Annotated in this window: 19 protein-coding genes; 9 read left to right on the top strand and 10 right to left on the bottom strand. The window is 57.8% G+C overall.

Annotated elements, in window-relative coordinates; genetic code table 11:
• Window positions 1-97: 97 nt before the first annotated feature.
• Window positions 98-1,930 carry an aspartate--tRNA ligase gene (gene aspS, locus ACKFRY_RS07855; protein ID WP_005328495.1) on the bottom strand — a complete coding sequence of 611 codons (1,833 nt, stop codon included), beginning with the start codon at window positions 1,928-1,930 and terminating at the stop codon, window positions 98-100.
• Window positions 1,931-2,174: 244 nt separating this feature from the next.
• On the opposite strand from aspS, the gene ACKFRY_RS07850 reads away from it, so the two are divergent.
• From ACKFRY_RS07850 to ACKFRY_RS07820, 7 genes are all read left to right on the top strand, one after another.
• Window positions 2,175-3,053, top strand: coding sequence for a neutral zinc metallopeptidase (locus tag ACKFRY_RS07850; protein ID WP_005328496.1), 879 nt, complete (start codon window positions 2,175-2,177; stop codon window positions 3,051-3,053).
• A gap of 240 nt (window positions 3,054-3,293) precedes the next feature.
• Window positions 3,294-4,880: an inorganic phosphate transporter gene (locus tag ACKFRY_RS07845; RefSeq protein ID WP_408923419.1), complete on the top strand. Its 1,587-nt coding sequence runs from the start codon at window positions 3,294-3,296 to the stop codon at window positions 4,878-4,880.
• Between the two features lie 143 nt (window positions 4,881-5,023).
• Complete coding sequence (locus ACKFRY_RS07840) at window positions 5,024-5,746, top strand: CBS domain-containing protein (protein ID WP_408919930.1); 723 nt, start codon at window positions 5,024-5,026, stop codon at window positions 5,744-5,746.
• Between the two features lie 75 nt (window positions 5,747-5,821).
• Entirely contained in the window at window positions 5,822-6,934 is a 1,113-nt protein-coding gene (locus ACKFRY_RS07835; RefSeq protein WP_005324960.1) for an LLM class flavin-dependent oxidoreductase, read from the top strand.
• Window positions 6,935-6,936: 2 nt separating this feature from the next.
• On the top strand, window positions 6,937-7,596 hold the full coding sequence (locus ACKFRY_RS07830) for an FMN reductase (protein ID WP_005324961.1): 660 nt from the start codon (window positions 6,937-6,939) through the stop codon (window positions 7,594-7,596).
• Window positions 7,597-7,766: 170 nt separating this feature from the next.
• Window positions 7,767-9,176, top strand: coding sequence for an L-serine ammonia-lyase (locus ACKFRY_RS07825; RefSeq protein ID WP_408922610.1), 1,410 nt, complete (start codon window positions 7,767-7,769; stop codon window positions 9,174-9,176).
• A 10-nt stretch (window positions 9,177-9,186) separates the two neighbouring features.
• Window positions 9,187-9,762 (top strand): TetR/AcrR family transcriptional regulator, encoded by a 576-nt coding sequence (locus ACKFRY_RS07820; protein ID WP_179386568.1) that lies wholly within the window; start codon window positions 9,187-9,189, stop codon window positions 9,760-9,762.
• Between the two features lie 27 nt (window positions 9,763-9,789).
• On the opposite strand, the gene hisS is transcribed toward ACKFRY_RS07820, so the two are convergent.
• The 3 genes from hisS to tpx form a co-directional block, all read right to left on the bottom strand.
• On the bottom strand, window positions 9,790-11,079 hold the full coding sequence (hisS, locus tag ACKFRY_RS07815; RefSeq protein ID WP_179386569.1) for a histidine--tRNA ligase: 1,290 nt from the start codon (window positions 11,077-11,079) through the stop codon (window positions 9,790-9,792).
• Window positions 11,080-11,084: 5 nt separating this feature from the next.
• The gene (locus tag ACKFRY_RS07810; protein ID WP_408922609.1) at window positions 11,085-11,720 is read right to left on the bottom strand and encodes an MBL fold metallo-hydrolase; all 636 of its coding nucleotides are present in this window, start codon (window positions 11,718-11,720) and stop codon (window positions 11,085-11,087) included.
• A gap of 83 nt (window positions 11,721-11,803) precedes the next feature.
• Window positions 11,804-12,301, bottom strand: coding sequence for a thiol peroxidase (gene tpx / locus ACKFRY_RS07805; RefSeq protein WP_408922608.1), 498 nt, complete (start codon window positions 12,299-12,301; stop codon window positions 11,804-11,806).
• Between the two features lie 142 nt (window positions 12,302-12,443).
• Between tpx and ACKFRY_RS07800 the strand changes: the two genes are divergently transcribed.
• Together ACKFRY_RS07800 and ACKFRY_RS07795 are read left to right on the top strand one after the other, a co-directional pair.
• A complete protein-coding gene (locus ACKFRY_RS07800; RefSeq protein WP_179386572.1) occupies window positions 12,444-13,304 on the top strand; it encodes a peptidylprolyl isomerase in 861 nt (286 codons plus the stop codon).
• A gap of 354 nt (window positions 13,305-13,658) precedes the next feature.
• Window positions 13,659-13,946 (top strand): hypothetical protein, encoded by a 288-nt coding sequence (locus ACKFRY_RS07795; RefSeq protein ID WP_294164683.1) that lies wholly within the window; start codon window positions 13,659-13,661, stop codon window positions 13,944-13,946.
• 129 nt (window positions 13,947-14,075) lie between these two features.
• On the opposite strand, the gene ACKFRY_RS07790 is transcribed toward ACKFRY_RS07795, so the two are convergent.
• From ACKFRY_RS07790 to secF, 6 genes are all read right to left on the bottom strand, one after another.
• Window positions 14,076-14,648: a DUF421 domain-containing protein gene (locus ACKFRY_RS07790; protein ID WP_294164684.1), complete on the bottom strand. Its 573-nt coding sequence runs from the start codon at window positions 14,646-14,648 to the stop codon at window positions 14,076-14,078.
• A 97-nt stretch (window positions 14,649-14,745) separates the two neighbouring features.
• Window positions 14,746-16,818 carry a bifunctional metallophosphatase/5'-nucleotidase gene (locus ACKFRY_RS07785; protein WP_408922607.1) on the bottom strand — a complete coding sequence of 691 codons (2,073 nt, stop codon included), beginning with the start codon at window positions 16,816-16,818 and terminating at the stop codon, window positions 14,746-14,748.
• Window positions 16,819-17,022: 204 nt separating this feature from the next.
• Entirely contained in the window at window positions 17,023-19,311 is a 2,289-nt protein-coding gene (locus ACKFRY_RS07780) for a RelA/SpoT family protein (RefSeq protein WP_408922606.1), read from the bottom strand.
• A gap of 86 nt (window positions 19,312-19,397) precedes the next feature.
• Window positions 19,398-19,943: an adenine phosphoribosyltransferase gene (locus tag ACKFRY_RS07775; RefSeq protein ID WP_200435678.1), complete on the bottom strand. Its 546-nt coding sequence runs from the start codon at window positions 19,941-19,943 to the stop codon at window positions 19,398-19,400.
• A 53-nt stretch (window positions 19,944-19,996) separates the two neighbouring features.
• Window positions 19,997-21,481, bottom strand: coding sequence for an ABC transporter substrate-binding protein (locus ACKFRY_RS07770; protein WP_005324979.1), 1,485 nt, complete (start codon window positions 21,479-21,481; stop codon window positions 19,997-19,999).
• Between the two features lie 236 nt (window positions 21,482-21,717).
• On the bottom strand, window positions 21,718-22,878 hold the full coding sequence (gene secF, locus ACKFRY_RS07765) for a protein translocase subunit SecF (protein ID WP_179386577.1): 1,161 nt from the start codon (window positions 22,876-22,878) through the stop codon (window positions 21,718-21,720).
• Between the last annotated feature and the right edge of the window lies 1 nt (window position 22,879).

Raw genomic sequence — 22,879 nt, 5'->3', positions numbered from 1 at the left:
CCAAAGCGGGGTCACAAGTTCGCCCGCAGCGAAATTGCCGCGGACTACGATGTGCCCCGCACGGTGCGCCTGAAAGGCCGAGGTTTAAGTTCCCGGCTTACTTCTCCTCAGCAGTCTCGGCCGCAGTGGAACCAGACTTTTCCTGTTCCTTCTTCTTTTCCGGCTTGTAGTCTACGCCGGTCTCCTTACGCTGTGCGGCAGGGATTGCCGCAGGGGCGTCGGTAAGCGGATCCACGCCGCCGCCGGACTTCGGGAACGCAATGACGTCGCGGATGGAGTCGAAGCCGCCCAACAGGGAGACGATGCGGTCCCAGCCGAAGGCGATGCCGCCGTGCGGTGGGGCGCCGTACTGGAAAGCATCGAGCAGGAAGCCGAACTTCTCCTGGGCTTCCTCGTCACCGATTCCCATAACGTCGAAGACGCGCTTCTGCACGTCCTGCTGGTGGATACGGATGGAGCCGCCGCCGATCTCATTGCCGTTGCAGACAATGTCATAGGCGTATGCCAGCGCCTCGCCCGGGTTCTGGTCAAAGTTGTCCAGGTACTCCGGCTTAGGAGAGGTAAAGGCGTGGTGAACCGCGGTCCACTTGGAGTGCCCCAGTGCGACGTCGCCAGAAGCGGTCGCATCAGCGGAAGGCTCAAAGAGCGGAGCATCTACAACCCAGGTAAAGGCCCAGTCGCCTTCCTTGATAAGGTCCAGCTTCTTTGCAATCTCGCCACGTGCAGCGCCCAGGAGGGCACGGGAAGACTTGGTGTCACCAGCGGCAAAGAAGATGGCGTCGCCCGGCTTGGCGCCGACGTGCTCTGCAATGCCCTCGCGCTCGGCGTCGGTAATGTTCTTAGCTACCGGACCGCCCAAGGTGCCGTCCTCACCCACGGTGATGTAGGCCAGGCCCTTGGCGCCACGCTGCTTAGCCCAGTCCTGCCAAGCATCGAACTGACGGCGCGGCTGGGAGGCGCCGCCCTCCATGACCACGGCGCCGACGTATTCGTTCTGGAAGACGCGGAAAGTGGTGTCCTTGAAGAACTCGGTGCACTCTACAATCTTGATGTCGAAGCGCAGGTCCGGCTTATCGGAACCGTAGTACTTCATCGCATCGGCGTAGGTCATGCGCGGGATCGGAGTCTTAATCTCGTAGCCAATGAGCTTCCACAGCTCAGTGACAATCTCTTCCGCCAAGGCGATGACATCGTCCTGGTCTACGAAGGACATCTCCACGTCCAGCTGGGTAAACTCCGGCTGGCGGTCAGCGCGGAAGTCCTCATCGCGGTAGCAACGCGCGATCTGGTAGTAGCGCTCCATGCCGGAGACCATGAGCAGCTGCTTGAAAAGCTGCGGGGACTGTGGCAGTGCATACCAGGTGCCCGGCTTCAAACGTGCTGGAACCAGGAAGTCGCGTGCACCCTCCGGGGTGGAACGGGTCAGGGTTGGAGTCTCGATTTCAGCAAAGTCATGCGAATCCAGCACCTTGCGGGCCGCGCGGTTGGCTGCAGAACGCAGGCGCAGCGCCTGTGCCTGGCGCTCGCGACGCAGGTCCAGGTAGCGGTACTTCAGGCGAGTCTCCTCGCCTACCTCACCCGAGGTGGAAGGATCATCAATTTGGAACGGCAGCGCTGCGGACTTATTCAAAACCTCAAGATCCGCGACATTGACCTCAATTTCACCGGACGGCAGGTTGGGGTTTTCTGAGCCTTCTGGGCGAGGCTCCACGGTACCGGTGACCTTAACGCAGTATTCGGAACGCAGGTCGTGGGCGCGCTCCGCCACGTCAGATTCACGGAAGACAACCTGGGCGATGCCGGAGCGATCGCGCAGGTCAATGAAGATCACACCACCGTGATCGCGGCGGCGGGAAACCCAACCGGTTAGGGTGACGGTCTCTCCTGCGAGTTCTTTGCGGAGCTCACCTGCTAAGTGGGTACGCAGCACTGTTGTTCAATCCCTTCTGAAAATTGTGTCACTTGCGGGTCCCGCCACGCGTAAACAGCGCGCGCCAAACCAAGCACAAGACTAGGAACGCGCACAATTCTACATCCCTACCGGTACGCGGAGCGCAGTTAGGTGGACGCAAGCTAACCCTGAAGGCCGCAGAAGAACCCCCGTTTCCCTCCTTCGGCTTCTTTGCAACAATCTCCATCCAGTGTATGAGGGGACCATGTGGCACTATTTAGGCATGACTTTTAGATCAGGTGCCGATTTCGGCGGCAAAGAAGCGCGTTCGGGTGGTGGTGGCGGTGGTATCGCCATTGGCGGTGGCGTCGGCTCGATTGTTCTAGTAGGCCTTTTCCTCCTCTTGGGCGGCAATCCCTCAGACTTGGGCTCAATTCTGGGCAGCGAGCAGACCCAATCCGACGGCGCTGCACAAGGCGAAAGCCCCGAATGCGAAACTGCAGAAGATGGCAACACCAAGGATGAATGCCTCGTTGAGTTCACCGGTCGCAGCGTAGACAACGTCTGGTCCAAGGTCTTGCCGGAACAGGCCGATATCCAATACACCGAGCCGGAGCGCGTGGTCTTCCACGGCGGCGTTAATACCGGTTGCGGCGCGGCCTCTTCTTCTACCGGCCCCTTCTACTGCCCGCGCGATGAGTCCGCCTATTTCGACACCGCGTTCTTTGATTCCCTGCGCAACTTCGGCGCGGAAAATGCCCCTTTGGCCCGCATGTACATCGTGGCGCACGAGTTCGGCCACCACATTCAAAACCTTGAGGGCACCCTCGGCCTGTCGGACTATGACGACCCAGGCGCCGATTCCAACGCGGTAAAGATCGAGCTCCAGGCTGACTGCTACGCAGGCCTGTGGGCTTCCTACGCCGACAAGGGCGATAACCCCTTGCTCGAGCCGATCACCAAGGAACAGGTCTCGGATGCCGTCGCGGCAGCCCAGGCGGTGGGCGATGACAATATCCAGCGCCGCTCCGGCGGCCAGGTCCAGCCCGACTCCTGGACGCATGGTTCCTCCGAGCAGCGTGAGAAGGCATTCCTTGCCGGATATAACTCCGGCAAAATGTCCCAGTGCGACACCCTGGAGCGCGGCGCCTACCGCGGCTAATACTCACAACGTGGCCGCCACCTAAAGCGGCGGCCACTATGTTCGCAAATATCCACAATGCTTTCACGAACTCCACACCTTGAGTTCACTTTCCCGACACCTAGGGCCTTTAGTCTGAGCGTGCATTCTCTACATAAGAATTTCCTTTGAGAATCCTTTTCGCCACGCTGACAAGCGCGGCCATACCCCTCGTGCACGCTTGACTGAAAGGTTCTTCCTGTGTCTACCCCTACCACCCAGATGACGGACATTGAGGCCGTCAATGGCAAGGGCAACGACTGGATTTGGCACGCCATCTTTGGCGGCCTTACCGCCGTTACCCTCATCGGTTTTATGATCTGGGGCCACGACTACGTCGATGGCTCTAAACCTATTCTGCTTGGCACTGCCATTCTCTTCGCTCTCTTCATGGCCTTCAATATTGGCGGCAATGACGTTGCCAACTCCTTCGGTACCTCCGTAGGTGCCGGTACGCTGTCCATGAAGCAGGCCCTCGTTGTCGCCGCCATCTTCGAAGTCTCTGGCGCCATCCTCGCCGGCGGCGAGGTCACCGATACCGTGCGTTCTGGCATCGTCGACCTTGACGCCATCGATGGGCTCGACCCCATGGAGTTCGTCTACATCATGATGTCGTCCCTTTTGGGTGCGGCCATCTGGCTCCTCGTTGCCACCCGTATGGGTTGGCCAGTGTCTACCACCCACTCCATCGTTGGCGGCATCGTCGGCGCCGCGCTCACCGTCGGCTTCGTCACCGGCAAGGGCGGCTTGGACATGGTGCAGTGGGGCGGGATTGGCACTATTGCCATCTCGTGGGTGCTCTCCCCTGTTCTCGGCGGTCTCGCTGCGTTCATCCTGTTCAAGTGGATTAAGACCTCCATCTTGGTCTACAACGAGGAAGCAGACCAGAAGCTGCGTGAAATCAAGACCCGTCGTGCGGAGCTGCGCCAAGAGCACAAGTCTCGCTTTTCGCGCCTCAATGAAATCCAGCAGATCAGCTACACCAACGCCATGGCCCGGGACGCCGCCTTGGTGGCAGAAGAAGACTTCGATCCGGATCAGCTGGAATCTGAGTATTACCGCGATCTGTATAACCTCAACAAGGACATGGATAATGTCAAGGCTCACCGCGCCCTGGAGAGCTGGGTACCGGTACTAGCCGCCATCGGTGCCATCATCATCTCCGCCATGGTGATGTTCAAGGGCCTCAAGCACACCGGACTCGATTTCAGCGTCCTTCAGAACCTCTTGGTCATGGGCATGGTCGGCGCAGTAGTGTGGATGGCCGTCTTCATTTTCGCCCGCTCCCTGAAAAAGAAGTCGCTGGCAAAGTCCACCTTCCTCCTCTTTTCTTGGATGCAGGTATTTACCGCTTCCGCCTTCGCTTTCTCCCACGGTTCCAACGATATTGCCAATGCTATTGGCCCCTTCGCTGCGGTTATTGACGTCCTCAAGACCGACCAAGTAAGCGATGAAGCTTCCGTGCCCGTTGCCGTCATGATTGCCATGGGTGTCGCCCTGATTTCTGGCCTGTGGTTCATCGGCCGCTTCGTGATTCAGACCGTGGGCTCGGGCCTCACCCAAATGCACCCGTCCTCCGGCTTCGCTGCTGAGCTTGCCGCGGCCGCTGTGGTGATGGGTTCATCGATCTTGGGCCTTCCGGTTTCTTCCACCCACATCCTCATCGGCGCCGTACTGGGCGTGGGCATTGTCAACAAGGCAGCCAATTGGAACCTGATGAAGCCTATCGCTTTGGCGTGGGTCATCACCCTGCCCGCCGCGGCAGTCATCGCCGCCATTACTGTGTCTGTGCTGCGCGTAGTCTTCTAGGGATAGCTCAGCGCCGCATATCATCGGTTCCCCATTGCATCCGCTAGCCACACCGGCCATTGTGCCGGGGCTAGCGGATTTTCCATTAGGTGGCTTGGACAAACGCCCTGCTTGGCGACGCCCCCTTCTCTACACTGGCCCATATGACCGCGCACCGAGCTACTGCATTCCTGGCCGCATTCAACGACATAGAACAACACTTGCGCTCGGCTCTCAACGCTGAGAACTCCGATTCCTTCTGGTGGATAGTAGACAAGGCACGAGACAAGCACGTGCTTTCCAGTAAGCAAGCCGAGGCACTCAAAGATTTTTCCAACCTACGCAATGCAATTGCCCACGGGCGCTACTACAAATCAGAGCCCATTGCTGAACCGCACGAAGCAGTGGTTAAGCAGATTTCGGCTCTCCGAGACATAGTGGTGTCCCCGCCCGACACACTCCAAGTTTTGCAGCCACAAAAGGTATTCACCTTGACGTCTGCCACATCCATCATGGAGGCATTTAGCGTCATAAAGGATAAGGACTTCTCCCAAATCCCCATCTACGATGAGGGCCGCTTCACCGCTTTGCTAACCACCAACACCATTGCGCGATGGGTAGCCGGGGACCTCAGCGATAATCACGTGCTCGATGCGGCGGACATCGCGGACATCGTGGAATATCAAGAACCCAGTGATCGCGCTATCTTTCTTGCCCGCACAGTCAGCGTGCAGGAAACGGTGGACGCCCTTTCAGAAACCGACAACCAAGGACATCGCCCATGCGCAGCGGTCATCACGGAACACGGCAAGGTCACTGAGAGGCCCCTGCGCCTCGTTGCACCGGCCGATCTACCGGCACTTTTTGATGCCCTAGAATGGGAATAATTCTCCCGCAGTCGGCTTTTCCGCAGTCGGCACGGCGTCTATCTTTACTCCTGTGCACCGCATAGAAAGGCAACCATGCAATTCGGCATCTTCACTATCGGGGATTTAACTACTGACCCCATCTCAGGAAAGACACCCAATGAGGCTGAGCGCATCCGCAACCTAACGGAAATTGCGCTTAAAGCCGAAGAGGTCGGCCTTGATGTCTTTGCTACCGGCGAGCACCACAACCCACCTTTCGTGCCGTCCTCTCCTACAACGCACTTGGCCTATATCGCCGCGCAGACGGAGCGCTTGCAGCTATCTACTGCGACCACGCTCATTACCACCAATGACCCGGTAAAAATCGCAGAGGACTATGCCTTTCTGCAGCACCTTGCTGACGGCCGCGTAGACCTCATGCTCGGACGCGGAAATACCGGCCCGGTCTATCCCTGGTTTGGCAAAGACATCCAGCAGGGCATTCCTTTGGCTATTGAAAACTACCACTTGCTGCGCAGGCTGTGGCGCGAGCCAGTCGTTAACTGGCAAGGAAAGTTCCGTGCGGGTTTGGAAGGGTTTACCGCAACTCCGGCACCGCTGGATGGAATTCCGCCCTTTGTCTGGCACGGCTCCATTCGTTCGCCGCAAATCGCAGAACAAGCGGCCTACTACGGCGATGGCTTCTTCCACAACAATATCTTCTGGAATAAGGAGCACACCGCTCAGTTGGTGGACCTCTACCGCCGTCGCTTTGAAAGCTATGGCCATGGTCAAGCGGACCAAGCAATCGTCGGACTTGGCGGCCAAGTCTTCATCGGCGATACCGAACAGGAAGCTAAAGACTTCTTCCGCCCCTACTTCGACAACGCCCCAGTCTATGGCCACGGGCCAAGCCTCGAGGATTTCACGGCGCAGACTCCACTGACCGTCGGCACCGTGGAACAGGTAGTTGAAAAGACCCTCAGCTTCGCTGACTGGGCCGGTGACTATCAGCGCCAGCTATTCCTCATCGATCACGCGGGACTTCCACAAGAAGTAGTCCTCCAACAGATAGAAATCCTAGGCACGCAGGTTGTCCCCGAGCTGCGACGCCGCTTTGAGCAGCGCCGTCCGAGCCACGTGCCTTCTGACCCGCCGACGCACGCAAGCTTGCTCTCTGCGCCTCATCCTTCGCACCTTCAGGTCAGCCCAGGAAAGGAAAACTAGTTATGCGCTCCCTCCTCGTTGTCTCAGCTGGCCTTTCGCAGCCGTCTTCCTCTCGCAGGTTGGCGGACATGCTCGCAGAAGCCACCCGCGCCAAAATCTCCGCGCGCGGTGAAGGAGCCGAAATCGATGTCATTGAGGTCCGCGATCTCGCTTTCGAACTAGCTACCGCCATGACCGATCAGACTGCGCAAACGCCCCTTTTGTCTCGAGCCAAGCAGCAAGTTGCCGATGCCGATGGACTCATCGCCGTCACCCCTGTATTCCAAGGCAGCTATTCGGGCCTTTTCAAGATGTTCTTTGACACCTTGGAGCCCCATGCCCTCGACAACCTTCCCACCATCATCGCAGCGACGGCCGGTTCTTCGCGCCATGCCCTCATTTTGGACTACGCGCTCCGCCCGCTATTTAACCAATTGCACGCAAACATCGTGCCGACGGGTGTTTTTCAGGCCGCAGAAGACCTAGGCACTCCGGAGGGCGAGCGCATTGCCTCCAGAATTGAGCGCTCAGCCATCCAGCTGGCTGACCAGATCGTTACCCCGCGGGACCGGGTGCCAGGAATTGCCGGCGATCTCACTGGGTTGGGAGGCCGCTCCACCGTACGGCTAGCAAAGGAGAACTTCATCCCCCTCGACAAGCTCCTGAATGGGTACGGCAAATAAGCCACAACGCGAGCAGCGCTACGCATAGACAGCGATTGATAGAAGGTGTGACTTTCGCTACCCTGGTCACATAAAATCTGCCTCGACCCTTTGGGTCCAGCTTGACCCCAATAACGGCACAGCAAGCACCCTATAGCTATCCCTTCAGAAAGGTTCGGCACAGCTTAACTATGACAATTAGCGTCACGGACATCTTCTCCATCGGCATTGGCCCTTCCTCTTCGCACACCGTCGGGCCCATGCGCGCGGCTAAGCAATTCCTCGATTCCCTAGAGAAGCACCCAGCTAAGGTCTATACGGAGTTGCGCGGCTCGCTTTCCGCCACTGGCCGTGGCCACGCTTCCGATCGCGCCGTTATCCTTGGGCTCGCTGGCTGGGATCCGCTAAGCGTGCCTATCGACGCCGAACCTCACGCGGGCGGCTTTATCCCCAGCGAAGGAACTATTTCTGGTCCCCGGGGCACGGTGGACTATGAGATCGTCTTTGATAATGAACCGCTGCCCCAGCACCCGAATGGCATGATTTTTAGCGCCTGGGATGACAGCGGAAACCTGCTCGCAGAAAAGGAAGAGTACTTTTCTGTCGGCGGCGGCTTTATCCTCTCCCGCGCCGAGCTCGATGCGGAAGTCGCCGAGAGCCATGAGGTTCCCGCCGGCGTAGCCGCCGCCCAGGTAGATGACTCCGTTCCCTATGAGTTCACCACGGGCGAAGAACTGCTCAACCTCTGCGAGGCGTATGACAAAGCAATTTGGGAGCTCGTCCTTGCCAACGAGGAGGCCTTGCACCGCGATGAAGGCGGCGCGGAATACGTTCTGCGCCACCTTGATTTGGTCTGGGACATCATGCGTGAGTGTGTGACTGAGGGTATTTCCACCAAGGGCCTTCTTCCAGGTGGCCTGCGTGTGGCACGCCGTGCCCCGAAGATGTACGCCCAGTTGCTAGAAGACCAGGACGACACCAGCTGCGGTTTCTCCGCCATGGAGTGGGTTAACCTGTACGCCCTAGCGGTCAATGAGCAAAACGCTGCCGGTGGCCGCGTTATTACTGCACCTACCAACGGCGCATGCGGCATCATTCCAGCAGTACTGCATTATGCGCGCGATTTCCGCGCCGACTTCACCCGTTCCACTGCCCGTCGCTACCTATTGACTGCCGGTGCCATCGGCATGATTATCAAGGAAAACGCGTCTATCTCTGGTGCCGAGGTCGGGTGCCAAGGCGAGGTGGGTTCCGCCTCCGCTATGGCCGCCGCAGGCATGGCAGAGCTGCTGGGAGCAGCCCCGGCGCAGGTGGAAAACGCCGCGGAGATTGCTTTGGAGCATAATTTGGGCCTTACCTGCGACCCAGTGGGCGGATTGGTGCAGATTCCGTGCATCGAGCGCAATGCCATTGGCGCGGTAAAGTCCATCAACGCCGCGCGCATGGCCAAAATGGGCGAAGGCACTCACCACGTGACCTTGGATAATGCGGTACAAACCATGGCTGAAACCGGCCGGGATATGCTCTCCAAGTACAAGGAGACCTCCCTGGGCGGATTGGCCAAGACCATGGGCTTTAGCGTTTCGCAGGTGGAGTGCTAAAAAGAACTCCATGCGCGCAGATGCCCTTCACCGCCGCACCGCCATTATCGCTGCGGCATGCCAGCTCTTTCGTACCCACGGCGATGATGTCGCTTTGGAAAAGGTGGCTACGCAGGCAGGCGTAAGTGTGGCTACGGTCTATCGCAACTTCCCCAACCGTGCGAGCCTCATCCGCGCGTGCGCGGAATATATGGGTGATGCCTTTGCCAAGTTTCAACAGCGCCTCATCGCGGACTTTGAGAACTCTACCCATTCCGGGAAAGACTACGTCCGGACCTACGCCACTCATATCCTGACCATGGGACTGAACACCCTTATTCCAGCGTTCGTCCCGCAGGATTTGGACTCTCTGAGCCCTGAATTAACCGCCCAGCGCGACCTCCTAGAGCGCAACGGCCGACGGTTTATTGAGCTGGGCCAAAAGCAAGGCGAGATTGGCCCCGGCGTCACCCACCTCGAATTCATTGTGGGACTGTTGAGCCTGGCACGACCCCGCGAGGTTGATATCGATGCCTACCAGCCGGATATTCAGGAAAAGATCATTGACCTCTTTCTGGCGGGCATAAAAAGTGGGCACCGCGCCTAAGCGCAATGCCCACCGGCTAAAGGAAATTTAGGCCTCGCCGTTCATTTCCCGAGCAAGTACAGACACTAGGTCAGAAACCTGTACGTCGTGCTGCTCATGGGCGGCAAGGTCCTTGAGCGCAACCGTGCCATTTTCTAGCTCTTGTTCACCCAAGACCAGCGCGAAGCGTGCGCCGGCGCGGTCGGCGCCCTTCATCGCACCCTTCAGGCCGCGGTCTCCAAAGGACATATCCGCAGAGATTCCAGCCTTGCGGAGGTCATTGATCAGGGTGGTCATGGTGCGCTTGGCAGCAGCACCCAGTGCAACGCCAAAGACATCCACGCGGGACTCAACGCCATCGAGGGTGATGCCCTCAGCCTCCAGCGCCAGCAGAGCGCGGTCGACACCCAGACCGTAGCCAATACCAGATAGGTCTTGACCGCCCAGCTGGGCCATCAGCCCGTCGTAGCGACCACCGCCACCAATGCCGGACTGCGCACCAAGTCCGTCATGGACGAACTCGAAGCAGGTCTTGGTGTAGTAATCCAAGCCGCGGACCATGCGCGGATTAATCTCGTAGGCTACGCCCATATCGTCTAGCATGCCGGTGACAGTTTCGAAGTGCTCGCGGCATTCGTCATTGAGGTGGTCGAGCATCAAGGGGGCGTCGGCAAGCTGCTCTTGGACCTCTGGGCGCTTGTCATCCAGCACGCGCAAAGGGTTGATCTCTGCACGGTGGCGGGTCTCTTCATCCAAGTCGAGCTTGAAGAGGAATTCCTGCAGCTTCTCGCGGTAAGCCGGACGGCAATTGCGATCGCCCAAGCTGGTGAGCTCGAGGCGGAATCCGCTAAGCCCCAGCGCGCGGAAAGAACGATCCGCCAAAGCGATGACCTCGGCGTCAAGCGCAGGATCGTCCACGCCAATGGCTTCTACACCGACCTGCTGTAGCTGGCGATAGCGGCCAGCCTGGGGGCGCTCATAGCGGAAGAACGGACCAAAATAGTTGAGCTTCACGGGAAGCTGTCCGCGGTCTAGGTTGTGCTCAATGACCGAGCGCATCACGCCAGCGGTGCCCTCCGGGCGCAAAGTAACGGAACGGTCGCCGCGATCCGCAAAGGTGTACATCTCCTTAGACACCACGTCGGTGGACTCGCCCACGCCACGGGCGAAAAGCGCGGTGTCTTCGAAAATGGGCAGCTCAATATGCTGGAAGCCGGAGAGATGTGCCTGCTCCACCATGGTCTGGCGCACCATATAGAACGCGGCCGACTGCGGTGGGAAATAGTCTGGGACACCTTTGGGGGCGGACAGGGCTTGGAACTGCTTCTTATTACTCACGGGTATTACAGTACCTCCCTCAATGTTGCGAAGAAGGGATTGGTCGCCCTCTCCTTACGCATCGTGGTGGTGGGCCCGTGGCCGGGCAGAATGTCGAGGTTATCTGCCAGACTCCACACTGGACCGGCAAGCGATTTTTGCATGGCATTGGGGTCCGAGTGAGGTAAGTCGGTGCGTCCAATGGCCCCGGCGAAGAGCACGTCACCGGTGAGGGCAAAGTCCTCGGCGACGATCATGACGCAGCCCGGCGAGTGCCCAGGCGCGTGTTTGAGGGCAAAGGTATGACCGATAAGCTCCAGGGTTTCGCCATCCTGGAGCTCGCGGAGGTCGGAGATGGGGGTCATATGGGCGGCGTCGAAAAGCTCTTGGGCCTGGGGCGAAACACCTTCACCGCTGTCAAGCATGAACTTGTCAGCGGGATGAATATAGACAGGGATGTCGAGCTTTTCTGCCAAAGACCCGGCATCCCGGGTGTGGTCAATATGGCCGTGGGTGAGCACGATAGCCTCGTACTCCAAGTCATGCTCGAGGACTTTTTCCATCGCATCCTTGCCCGGGTCCACTATGAAGGCGCGGCGGCCTTCCGCAATCACGTAGGTATTGGTCTGAAATGGACCGGCAGTAAAACCGTAGATTTCCATACCCACTACCCTAGCTGCCCGAAACAAAAAGAGCCGGTCTCCCCCATTTTCAGGATGAGTAGAGGCCGGCAGCGCCAAACGGCTTAACGCAAAATATCCCAGACCTTGTCATAATCAAGCTGGTTGACCACGCCTGGAACCAATTGAGTGTGGATGACCTTGTGGTTTTCATCAGCCACCACCACGGAGCGGGCAAGCAGACCTTCCAGGACGGAATCGCGCACAGTCACGCCGAACTTCTCACCAAAGTCAGAGCGAAATGCGGAGGCGGCAATGACATCCTCAATGCCTTCAGCAGCGCAAAAACGCTTGAGAGTAAAGGGCAAGTCGAGAGAAACGGAAAGAAGCTTAGTGTTATCTAGCTGCGAAACCTGCTCATGGAAACGGCGCAGCTGGTCCTGGCAGGCAGGGGTTTCAATAGAGGGCAAGATGGAAATAATAAGGCGCGTGCCCGCAAAAGTCTCATTGGTAATCTGACGCAGGTCGGTACCGATGAGTTCAAATTCGGGCAGCGGGTCTCCCACTGCGGGAAGTTCACCAACGGTGGGCGTTGGCGGATCGGTAAAATCTGGTTCAACCATAGAAACCAGCGTACTTATGATTGGGCTTAAAAGCTATTAACTTGACCTATTTTCATGCCAACGCTCTCACGAGAGTATGGAACCGCTAGACTCGGTCAGGTTGAATCATGCCACCGATAATCGCTAGAAAGGTTGACTCCCGGTGCCAAATAATCAAAAGCGCGGCGAAGAGGCGCTGAGCAAGCTGGAGCGCGAGCTGAAATCCCGCGAACGCAAACAAAAGGCACGCCCCCTAGGCGTTGTTGCCGCCTCCCTCGTAGTAATTCTCGCCCTCGTCGGAGGCATCTACTTCTTGTCCACCCGCGAGGGTGACGATGAAAACGTACAGGCTGAGGAATCTTCCGCAGCTGAGACCTCGCAGGAAACCCCACAGGCGCAGCCCATCGCTGACAAGCGCGCCAAGGCCCTGCCGGATACCGTGACCTGTAAGTATGAGGACAACGGGCAAGAGTCCAACGGCGCGAAGAAGCCGAACGGCAAGGATATTTCCACCAAGGGCACCGTCACCGTTTCCTTTGAAACCAACCAGGGCACTATTGAGATGGAAATGGACCGCGCCAAGGCGCCGTGTACCACCAATGCTATTTCTGAGCTAGCCAAGTCGGGCTACTACGACGACACCGTCTGCCACCGTATGACCTCGGGCGGGCTCAACGTACTGCAGTGTGGCGACCCCACCGGTTCCGGTTCCGGCGGCCCCGGCTTCAGCTTCGCCGATGAGTACCCCACCGACGAGGTGGATGAGAAGGACGCACAGAACCCCGTTGTCTACCCGCGCGGCTCCGTCGCCATGGCCAACAGCGGCCCAGACACCAATGGTTCCCAGTTCTTCCTCAACTACGACGATTCTGAGCTGGCCCCGAACTACACCTACTTCGCCACCATCACCGACAAGGGCATGAAGACGATGGATAAGATTGCCAAGAACGGCGTCGAAGGCGGGCAGCCAGACGGCAAGCCGGCAAAGGAAGTCAAGATCAAGAAGGCAACCGTCAAGGCTTAGGCGACAGAAAAAGCCCTGCTTGACGACGCCCCCTCTTAACCCCCACCCCACACCCCCTAACGGGGGCGGGTATATAGCCCCGGCCATTCACCACACATTCCGTGGACGAATGCGCCGGGGCTTATCCTTTCTTTAAATTAAGCTGAGCCCGATTATGAGGGCTAAGCTGCAGAAACACGAAAACACCGAAATTCCCCCAGATCACAAGAGTCACAATAGTAAACTCGCAGCACACAGCAGACTTTCAGCTAGTTCATCCGATGAACAAAACCTGCCAATACTGTTGCGGAAGGCTGTCAACCTGTCTAGTATTTGAAACGTCTTTGACCACACCAAGCTTGTTAGGAATCAAAAATGAAGCTTTTCTCCCGCAAGGCACTCGTTGCTGGCGCAACCGCTCTGTCCATGACCTTCGCTGGCACCACCGTTGCTACGGCAGCTGAGTCGACCACCCAGTCCACTACTGCTAAGCCGACCACCACCAAGCCAGCTGAGCCGGCTGAGCAGGGCTCCTCCCTCAAGGACGCTGATCCAAAGGAGATCCAGGCTTGGATCGGTGTTGTCACCGCTGTTATCGGCGCTCTGGGCACCCTGTTTGCTTTCGCTAACAAGTACCTCGACCTGCCTTTCGGCAACAAGTAAGGCCACCGCTTCATAGCGATTCTAAAGCTGCTGCTTCCCTTAGTGGAATGCAGCGGCTTTTTCATGTGCCTTAGGCAAAGGGAGCCCACAAATGGTCTTTGCGCTCCTAGCTAAGCTGTCAGGTGCGCGCTAAGAGTCTTTAGCGTCTTCGATGTATTCGGCCCCCACGAGGTCTTTGAAAAGCTCCGGGTCGATGGCTTGACCGACCTTGATGACGGAGATATGGCCTGTAGGCTCAAGGATCATTATTTGCACGTCTTCCATACGGCTAATGCCGGCTCTACGGGCCGCCGAGTAGATATCCGATTCAGTGATATGGGCCAACGTCAGGTTATCTTCAACCATCTCCCCGCTAAAGACTAAGAGGATGGGGCGACGGTCCAGAAAGCGCGTCCACTTCACTACCTTGCGAATGGTACCGAAAGCGGCTTCGAGCGCCATCAGCGTAGTCAGGCCGATGACGCCGGCGGCTAGTGTCGGTGGATTGCCCACGATGACACGGCCCGCGACCGCGCCAAACATAATAATGATGATGGCATCTGAGGCCGTCATGGACGTAAGTACGCGAGAGCCAAATAACTTCACCAAAACCATAAAGGATAGGTAGATACCCAAAGTCGCCAGCACGACAACGGGAATACGGTGCCATTCAATACCCAGTTGATAGGTAATCTCGCGCAGGAAGAGTTCTAGAGTATCCACGACTGCTTAGGTTACCCGGCAGCCGCGAGACATACAGAAAAGGCGGAGCGCCTCTCCCCCGTTCAGGAAGAGCCGCTCCGCCTAGTGCTGTGCTGTCTTAGATGTGGAACTGCTTGCGCAGGTCCTCAATCATCTTGCGAGCTGGGGCAGGAAGAATCTGCGGGTTCATGCCCACAACCGCAACGCCAGCTACCAACGCTGCAACGATGGCGAATACTGCGGCACCCACGGAAGAGCCGTTGGAAGAGAAGGAAGAGCCCTTTGGCGCAGGCTTAGCTCCCGGCTTTTCGGAGCCCTCGCCGCTTACCTCGAGAGGCAGAGTTGCCTTAGTGCCGGCGTCGGTGGTGATTTCCAGGTTCTGGGTACCGCTCAGGTTCTCCGGAACGGTGAGCTTTACCGTTGCGCGACCTCGCTCACCGAATTGCGCATCGCCTTCCTGTGCGGCGTTGTCGATGTCTACGGTCTGCTCAGCGTCGCCCAACTTCACGGTTGCCTTCTTCGCCATCGGCTCACCGTCAGTGGAGTAATTGAGACTGGACAGGTTCACCGTGATTTCCTCACCCGGCTTCACGTCTCCCTCAATGTGTGCACCGATCTGGCCCTGGCCCGTGCGGACCTCCGATTCACCCGACTTGATGTAGTCGATCATGGCCTGAGTGTCCATGTAGCCCACATCGTTCTTGTCCTTGATGGAACCAGCGTTGAAGTAGCCGTCACCGCCTGCTTCTTCATCACTGGAAGCAAGGAAGGAAGACAGCGCAATGGAGTAATCCTTCTTCGGATCAATTGGCTCGCCATTGATAGTCACGGACTTTACGCGCTCGCCCTTGCCAGCCTTCTGGTCGTAGACCACCTGGACGTTATTGGAAATCCCCATGGCAAGGCGTGGAATGCTTCCCTCCTGCCACTGGTTTTCCAATGCCTTGATGAAATCTTCACCAGAAATCTTGGCGGTAATCACGGAGTTGCCAAAAGGCTGTACTTCAAAGATGTCCTTGTAGGTAACATCTCCGCCCTTTAGGTCGGCACGTACACCGCCGGCGTTCATCACACCGATCTCGATATCCTTGCCTACCTGCTTGCTCATGGCATAGCGTTGGCCTTCTGCGATGAAGTTATTGAGAGTGGATTCTACGCCATGGTTGGAACCAGCCTCTGCGCCTTCGTCAGAGCCACGGAACAGGTCTTGCTTCACATTGCCGGCTGTCTTAGAACCTTCAACCTCGGCTTCCTTCTGTGCCTTCTCAACGAGGTCCGCAATCTCGGCGTCCGGCTCAACATCGGCAGCATCCGTAGCATCGTACTGGCTGAGTTTGATGTCGGTTACCTTCTTGGCGGACTTGTCAAAGGTGATGTCGACGTCGTTAAGCAGCTTGCCATACTCATGACCCTCTGCCCACTGCAATGGAAGGGCACCTTCGCGGGGGATTTCGCCCTTGGTGCGCTGGTGGGTATCGCCGCCGAAGAGCACGTCTACGTCTTTATTGAAGCCCTCGGCATAGTCTTGGGCATCCTCGTGGAAGAGCGCGACGACGACGTCCGCCTCGCCAGATTCCTTCAGGCGGGTGGCCTCTTCATTCGTTGCCTTTACTGGGTCCGTGAAGGTAACGCCCGGGATCTTCGCCGCGGATACCTTGTACTTGGTATTTTCCGTCACGGTTCCGACATAACCCACTTTGACGCCGTCCACGTCTTCAACGTGAGAAGGCTCGAGCAAGGGTTGACCATCCTTAAGCACGTTTGCGCCCAGGATGGGGTACGTAGAGTTCGGCTGAATGCGCTCGGTGAGATCCTCGGTGCCCTTATCGAACTCGTGGTTGCCCACCGCTGACACCTTCATGCCCATCTGATTGAGAGCCTCAAGGGTGTACTTGTCATCAGAAATTGCAGATACGAAGGCGGAGCCACCCACGTTATCGCCCGAGGAGGTCAGGTTGAATTCCTGACCCTCATTTACCTGTTTAATGAGGGTCTGCAGACGAGCTACGCCGATCTCATCACCGGCCTTGGCTGGGTCACCAATCTTGTCTTCCAAGTGACCGTGAATATCGGTGATATTGGTGACGGAGATGGTGGTCTTGTTTTCCTGTGCCACCGCCTGCGCGCCGGAGAGAGCAACAGCGGAAACGGTAGTGGCGGCCACAAGCTGGCCGATGCGACGGAACTGCATTGAAGTACTCCTAGATAGTAGAAAGCGACAGGATAATTTATATCGCTTCATAATTTATATCGCTTCGCTAACTACTTGGCAGGAGAAATCAAGCTTGCTTGCTGGAGTTTTACCTTGCAGCAGTCAAGAATTCACATACAAGTAACCTCCCCGATGCCTTTGCATTGCTTGCCCCGCCCCTCCTTGAGGGTGGGGCACAGCGCCTTAGGCGGTTACGCGGTAAACGTCAAAGACGCCTTCGGTATTGCGCAGTGTGGTCATCAAGGTGCCCAATTGCTTGGTATCCGAAACGGAGAATGTAAACCTAACCGTCGCGATGTGGTCATCGCCCCGATTCGAGTTCATGGTCAAAACGTTGATGTTTTGATTGCTCATTACCCGAGTGAGCTCCGAGAGGAGGCCCTGACGGTCGAGGGCTTCCAATTGCAGCGTCGCCGAGAAAGCGCCCGTTGCGGAGGTACCAGAAGACCAGGCCACCTCCAACATGCGCTCTGGTTCTGCCTTGAGCTTTTCCGCGTTTGTGCAATCGGCTCGGTGCACGGAGACTCCCCCGCCGCGGGTAACGAAACCGAAAATGGCATCGCCCGGCACGGGCTGGCAGCATTTGGCGAGCTTTGCCATCACATCGGGGCTGCCTTCCACCAAGATGCCGGTGCCCGATGCCGAATCTTCGGTGTGCTGGGCACGGGAGTGCTCAATCTCAGAAAGCGGCGTGCGCGAGGCCAGGGTGTCGATGGCATCATCTTGGTCGCCAAACATGGCAACCAATTGGTTGGCAACGTGTTGAGCAGATACGTGGCCGGCCCCGATGGCGGTATACAGCGAATCGACGTCGGTGTAGTGCAGCTGTTCCGCTACCTGCTTCATGGAGCTGGCAGTAAACAGGCGGTGCATAGGCAGGCCGCCGCGCTGAACTTCGGTCGCTAGGGCATCGCGACCGGCTTCCAAGTGTTCTTCGCGGCGTTCCTTGGCAAACCACTGCCGCACCTTGGTCTTGGCTCGAGCAGACACGAGGAAGTCTTGCCAATCGCGGGACGGACCAGCATTGGGATCCTTGGAGGTAAAGATCTCCACCTTGTCGCCGGACTTTAGCTTCGATTCGAGCGCGACGAGCTTGCCATTGACCTTGGCACCGATACACCTGTGCCCCACCTCAGTATGTACTGCGTAGGCAAAGTCCACTGGTGTAGAACCGGCAGGCAGGTTCACCACATCGCCCTTGGGGGTAAAGGCGAAGATCTGCTTGGCGGTCAGGTCGTAGCGCAGGGAGTCGAGGAACTCGTTGGGATCGGCGGCCTCCTTCTGCCAGTCCAGAAGTTGGCGCATCCACGCCATCTGGTCCACTTCTTCCTGGTGGCCCGAGTTCTTGCCCTTGGTTTCTTTGTAGCGCCAGTGAGCAGCCACGCCGAACTCGGCGTTATAGTGCATCTCGTGGGTACGTACCTGGACTTCCAAGGTAGCGCCGCCATCTGCCAGCACCGTGGTGTGCAGCGACTGATACACGCCGAATCGCGGCGAGGAAATATAGTCCTTAAAGCGCCCCGGCAATGCCTGGTAGATCGAGTGGACCACGCCGATCGCGGCATAACAGTTATTGACGTCCTCGACCAAGATGCGGATTCCTACGAGGTCGAAGATCTCCGCGAAGTCGCGGCCGCGCACAATCATCTTTTGGTAAATGGACCAGTAATGCTTTGGTCGGCCCATAACCTCGGCTTCAATGCCGTTTTCCTTCAGCGCCCCGCTGACCTGGCTAATGATCTCTTTCAGCGCGCGATCGCGCGAGGGGGCACGATCTGCCACCATCCGTACGATCTCGTCGTACTTCTTCGGATACAAGATGGCAAAGGACAGGTCTTCCAACTCCCACTTCACGCTGGCCATGCCGAGGCGGTGAGCTAGCGGAGCAATCACCTCGAGGGTCTGCCGCGCCTTTTTAGCCTGCTTTTCGGGTGGGAGGAACCGCATCGTACGCATATTGTGCAGGCGGTCGCTGACCTTAATGACCAGGACTCGGGGGTCGGTGGCCATGGCGACAATCATTTTACGAATGGTCTCCGCCTCTGCGGCCGAGCCCAGTGCCACCTTGTCCAGCTTGGTCACGCCATCGACCAAGCGAGCTACCTCAGGACCGAAATCCCGAGTGAGGTCCTCTAGCGAGTAGTCCGTATCCTCCACGGTATCGTGCAGCAACGCTGCGACGATGGTGGTGGTGTCCATACCGATCTCTGCCGCGATCGTCGCCACGGCGAGCGGGTGGGTGATATACGGTTCTCCGGATTTGCGAAAGACACCTTCATGGAGCCGCTCCGCGGTGTCATAGGCGCGATTGAGCAGATCAGCATCGGCCTTCGGGTGAAACTTGCGGTGGATGGACATCAACGGGTCCAGCACCGGATTCACCTTCACTCGGCCGCCGGTAAGCGAACGAGCTAGGCGAGCCGACATGCTGCGCATTCCGCCGCCGGACTGGCGCTTTACGGGTTTGTCCATGGCCAAATCTACCGCCCTTCACAGTGCCACGGGCCTTGTGGCCTCATGTCCATCTAGATCGTGCGATCTAGCTTAGACATCCCATCTTAGTCTGTGGCATTCAACACAATGAGCGGTGGGCCGGATAAACGCTCACGCCCGTTGAGACCCTTGACTTCCAGGACCACCACATTGCCAGCGACTTCGGCACCTGCGGACTCAAGCAAAAGCTTGGCGCCGTGGAGGGTGCCACCGGTGGCTAAGACGTCGTCGACAAGCACTACGCGCTTGCCCTTGATGTCAACGCCGCTGGCTGGAATCTCCAGCGCCGCAGAACCATACTCCAGCTCATATTCCTCGGTATATACCGGAGGCGGAAGCTTGCCCTTCTTGCGGATGGCCAAGATGCCTAGGCCCATCTTGTAGGCAACGGCCGAACCGAGGAGGAATCCGCGAGCATCCAGGCCGCCGATCATATCCGCGCCCAATTCCTCGCAGGCGGCCGCCAAGCCGTCCACTACGGTGCGAAATGCCTCTGGATCCGCCAAGACTGGGGTGAGGTCCTCAAAGAGGATGCCCTCCTCCGGGAAGTCTTGAACGAGGCGAACCTTATCCTTGAGTGTCTGTGCTGCTGATTCGTAGTGCGAACTCATAGTCTTCCTTGAGAAATAATTGCGAGAGGTTTTGAACGCCCGATATTCGGGGCCTATTCCGTGTCCGTTGGGGCGGTGCTGTGCCAGCGATCCATATTCCAACCGATGCCCGAGACGCCAGTGTACGGCAGGACGCCTTCCACGTCGCGGCGGACGAGGAAGACGCGCGGCTGCGCGGAGAGAGGAATGGATGGTACATCCTTCCACAGAGCCTCTTCTGTCTTCTTCAGCTCCGCAGAGTTCTTCATGCTTGACTCCACAGTGGAATACTCCGTCTGGGGATCGACCGGGCCGAGGAAGGCATCGACGGTAGGCGCCCAGGTTTCCGGATCCATTTCCAAGTAGTGCTGGGACATGAACTCCCCAGACGCGTCCTCGATGGTGATACCAGCCGGCTCACAGGATGCACGGAGTTGTTCCACCATGGCGGCGTAGCGTTTGTCTGGCCCCAAATAGCCGACCTTGATGGTCGTACCGTTGAGGTCACCGGCCTTAGCCAAATCCGTGCCTTGGTGTTCCTTGCCCACCTTGTCTAGACCGCCGGCGACTGGGTTGGTCGCGGAGACGGTACGCAAGTAAGCCGGTGGCACCTCCACACCGGAGGCCGCTGAGCTTGCTTGCGCAACCGCCTGCTGATCGACGCAGGCTGCGAAGCTCTCGCGCGCCCACGGCTCCGCGAATACTCCAGCTTCAGATAGCGTGAGCGTATCCGTTAGCTCGCCTACCATTGGAGTGACCTCATAGGGGGACTCCCCTGCCTCATCCTTCGTGCTGTCCAGCCAGTCAGGATTTTCGCTTGCGGCATCCACTACGCGCAGTGCGCCTTTATCAGCAAGCTTCTGTGCGTCAGCATCCGAAGGCCAGACCACAACATGATCTTCCGCTGGGGCGTCTCCGAAGTACTTTTCGTTTGCCTTGAGAATAACCTCCCCTTCGTCGCCTACCTTGTCAATGACATAGGGTCCGAAGGAGACCTGCAGCTCGGGATCTAGTTGATCCTTGGCCACGGAAAAGCCATAGCGCCATTCCTTAGCTACCGGCGCAAGCGCCTGCATGTCTTCTACTGCCAGGGCGGCGTTGAGTTCCTCAATGCTCAACTCGGACTTCTTGGCCAGCGCATGGGCCGGCATGACCGTGCCGGCGCCAAACATGTGGCGCCAGCGCTGCCCCTGATCCTTGTTAAAGGTCAGGGTGAAGGTTTTGCTTTGGGGCTCACAGCTAAATTCCGAGATGTCATTCATCAACGGCATATGGGAGGCAAATTCAGCTGGATGAGTACCGGCCACATACGTCAACAAGTAATCATCGCAGGTAACAGGAGTGCCATCGGAGAATACGGCGTCCTCCTCCAAAGTGAGCTGAACGCTGCGCTGGTCGCTGCCGGCAACGGGCGGAAGCTCTTCAGTTTCAACCAGATCCGCATTGGGAATTAATTCGCCAGAGGGACCGGGCACAAAAAGCCCCGGATAAAGCCGCGTAGACAGCAGTCCGGCGGAGGTAGCATCACCAAAAGACGTGCCAGCATTAGTGGTGGCCAAGCGGGAATTAACCTGGTAGCCAAAGTATCCATAGGATTCTGGCTCCTGGGGAGCACTAGAGGTGTCCTCCTCGCCGCCCTGCCCGCTACAGGCAGAAGCAGCTAGAGCTAGAGCTGAAACGCACGAGGCAATGGCCTTCCTTCCCCAGTGACGATTTCTAGAACTGCTCTTTGATTTAAGCACCGTAATTTGCCCTCACTTCAGCTACCGCTTCGCCAAAATTTTACTACCGCAAGCTACCGGCCCGGGCGCCAGGTTGCGCCAGGTTGCCCAGTGGACTCGGACGGATCGTCTTCGATCTCAGCCGGGGTGGACTTTGCGCTCACTGGTGAGACCACGGTGCGACCGGAGGATGCTGCGCCGGATTCTACCGCTGCATCCTGGTCCTTGCCGGCACGGTAGTCCGCGACCCGCTTGTTGTGGCGCTTGATCTTCTTGGACATGTTGGCGAAGGTCACGACCAGCGGCGTAGCAAAGAAGATGGAGGAGAAAATGCCCTCGACCACGCCGATGAGCTGGATGAGTGCCAGATCGCGGAGGGTACCGATACCCATGAGCCACACGGCGACCACGAAGAGCGCGATGATAGGCAGCGCGGAGATTACCGAGGTAGAAATCGAGCGCATGACGGTCTGATTAATAGCCAAGTTTGTCAGCTCAGCAAAGGTCTTCTTGCGCTGGCCTTCGAGGCCTTCCGTGTTCTCGTTGATCTTGTCAAAGACAATGACCGAGTCATACATGGAGAAGGTCAGGACGGTAAGCAGACCAATGATGACGGCCGGGGAAACTTCGAAGCCAAAGAGGGCGTAAATACCGGCGATAATCACGCCGTCTGCAATCAGCGCGATGATGGCGGCAAAAGCCATGTTCTTCTGCAAGCGAATGGCCACGTAGACGGTCGCGGCTACCAGGAAGACCAGCATGGCAATGAGCATGCGCTGGGTAATAGAAGAACCCCAGGATTCGGATACCGTGGACGAGCCAATGGCATCCGGGGTGGCCTTGCCGTTTTCATCCTTCGGCTGGAAGTTGTCATAGATAGCCGCGCGGGCCGCATTCACGTCCTCTTGGCTCAGGCGCTCAGAAACGATTTCCAAGGTCTCGGAATCGCCAGCGCCCACGATGTGAACCTGCTCGGGTTCTACACCGGTGGAGTCTTCGAAGACCTGGCTTACCTCGTCTTCCTTGAGGTCGCCTGCCGGCATCGACAACGTGGTGCCGCCTTCGAAGTCAATCGAGAGCGAGAATCCACGAATGAGGATCGCGGCCACTGCGGCCACGATTAGTGCTGCAGTGATGCCGTACCACAGCTTGGTGCGACCGATGAAGTCATAACCGCGCTCATCCTCGTAGAGGCGGTCCATCCGGGAAATCTTGTGCTTAGTCGAAACAGCCATG

Source organism: Corynebacterium tuberculostearicum (genome assembly GCF_046097255.1).
GTDB classification, from domain to species: Bacteria; Actinomycetota; Actinomycetes; order Mycobacteriales; family Mycobacteriaceae; genus Corynebacterium; species Corynebacterium tuberculostearicum_J.
The sequence above is the reverse complement of the archived record's forward strand: the minus strand, read 5'-3'. Positions and strand labels throughout refer to the sequence as shown.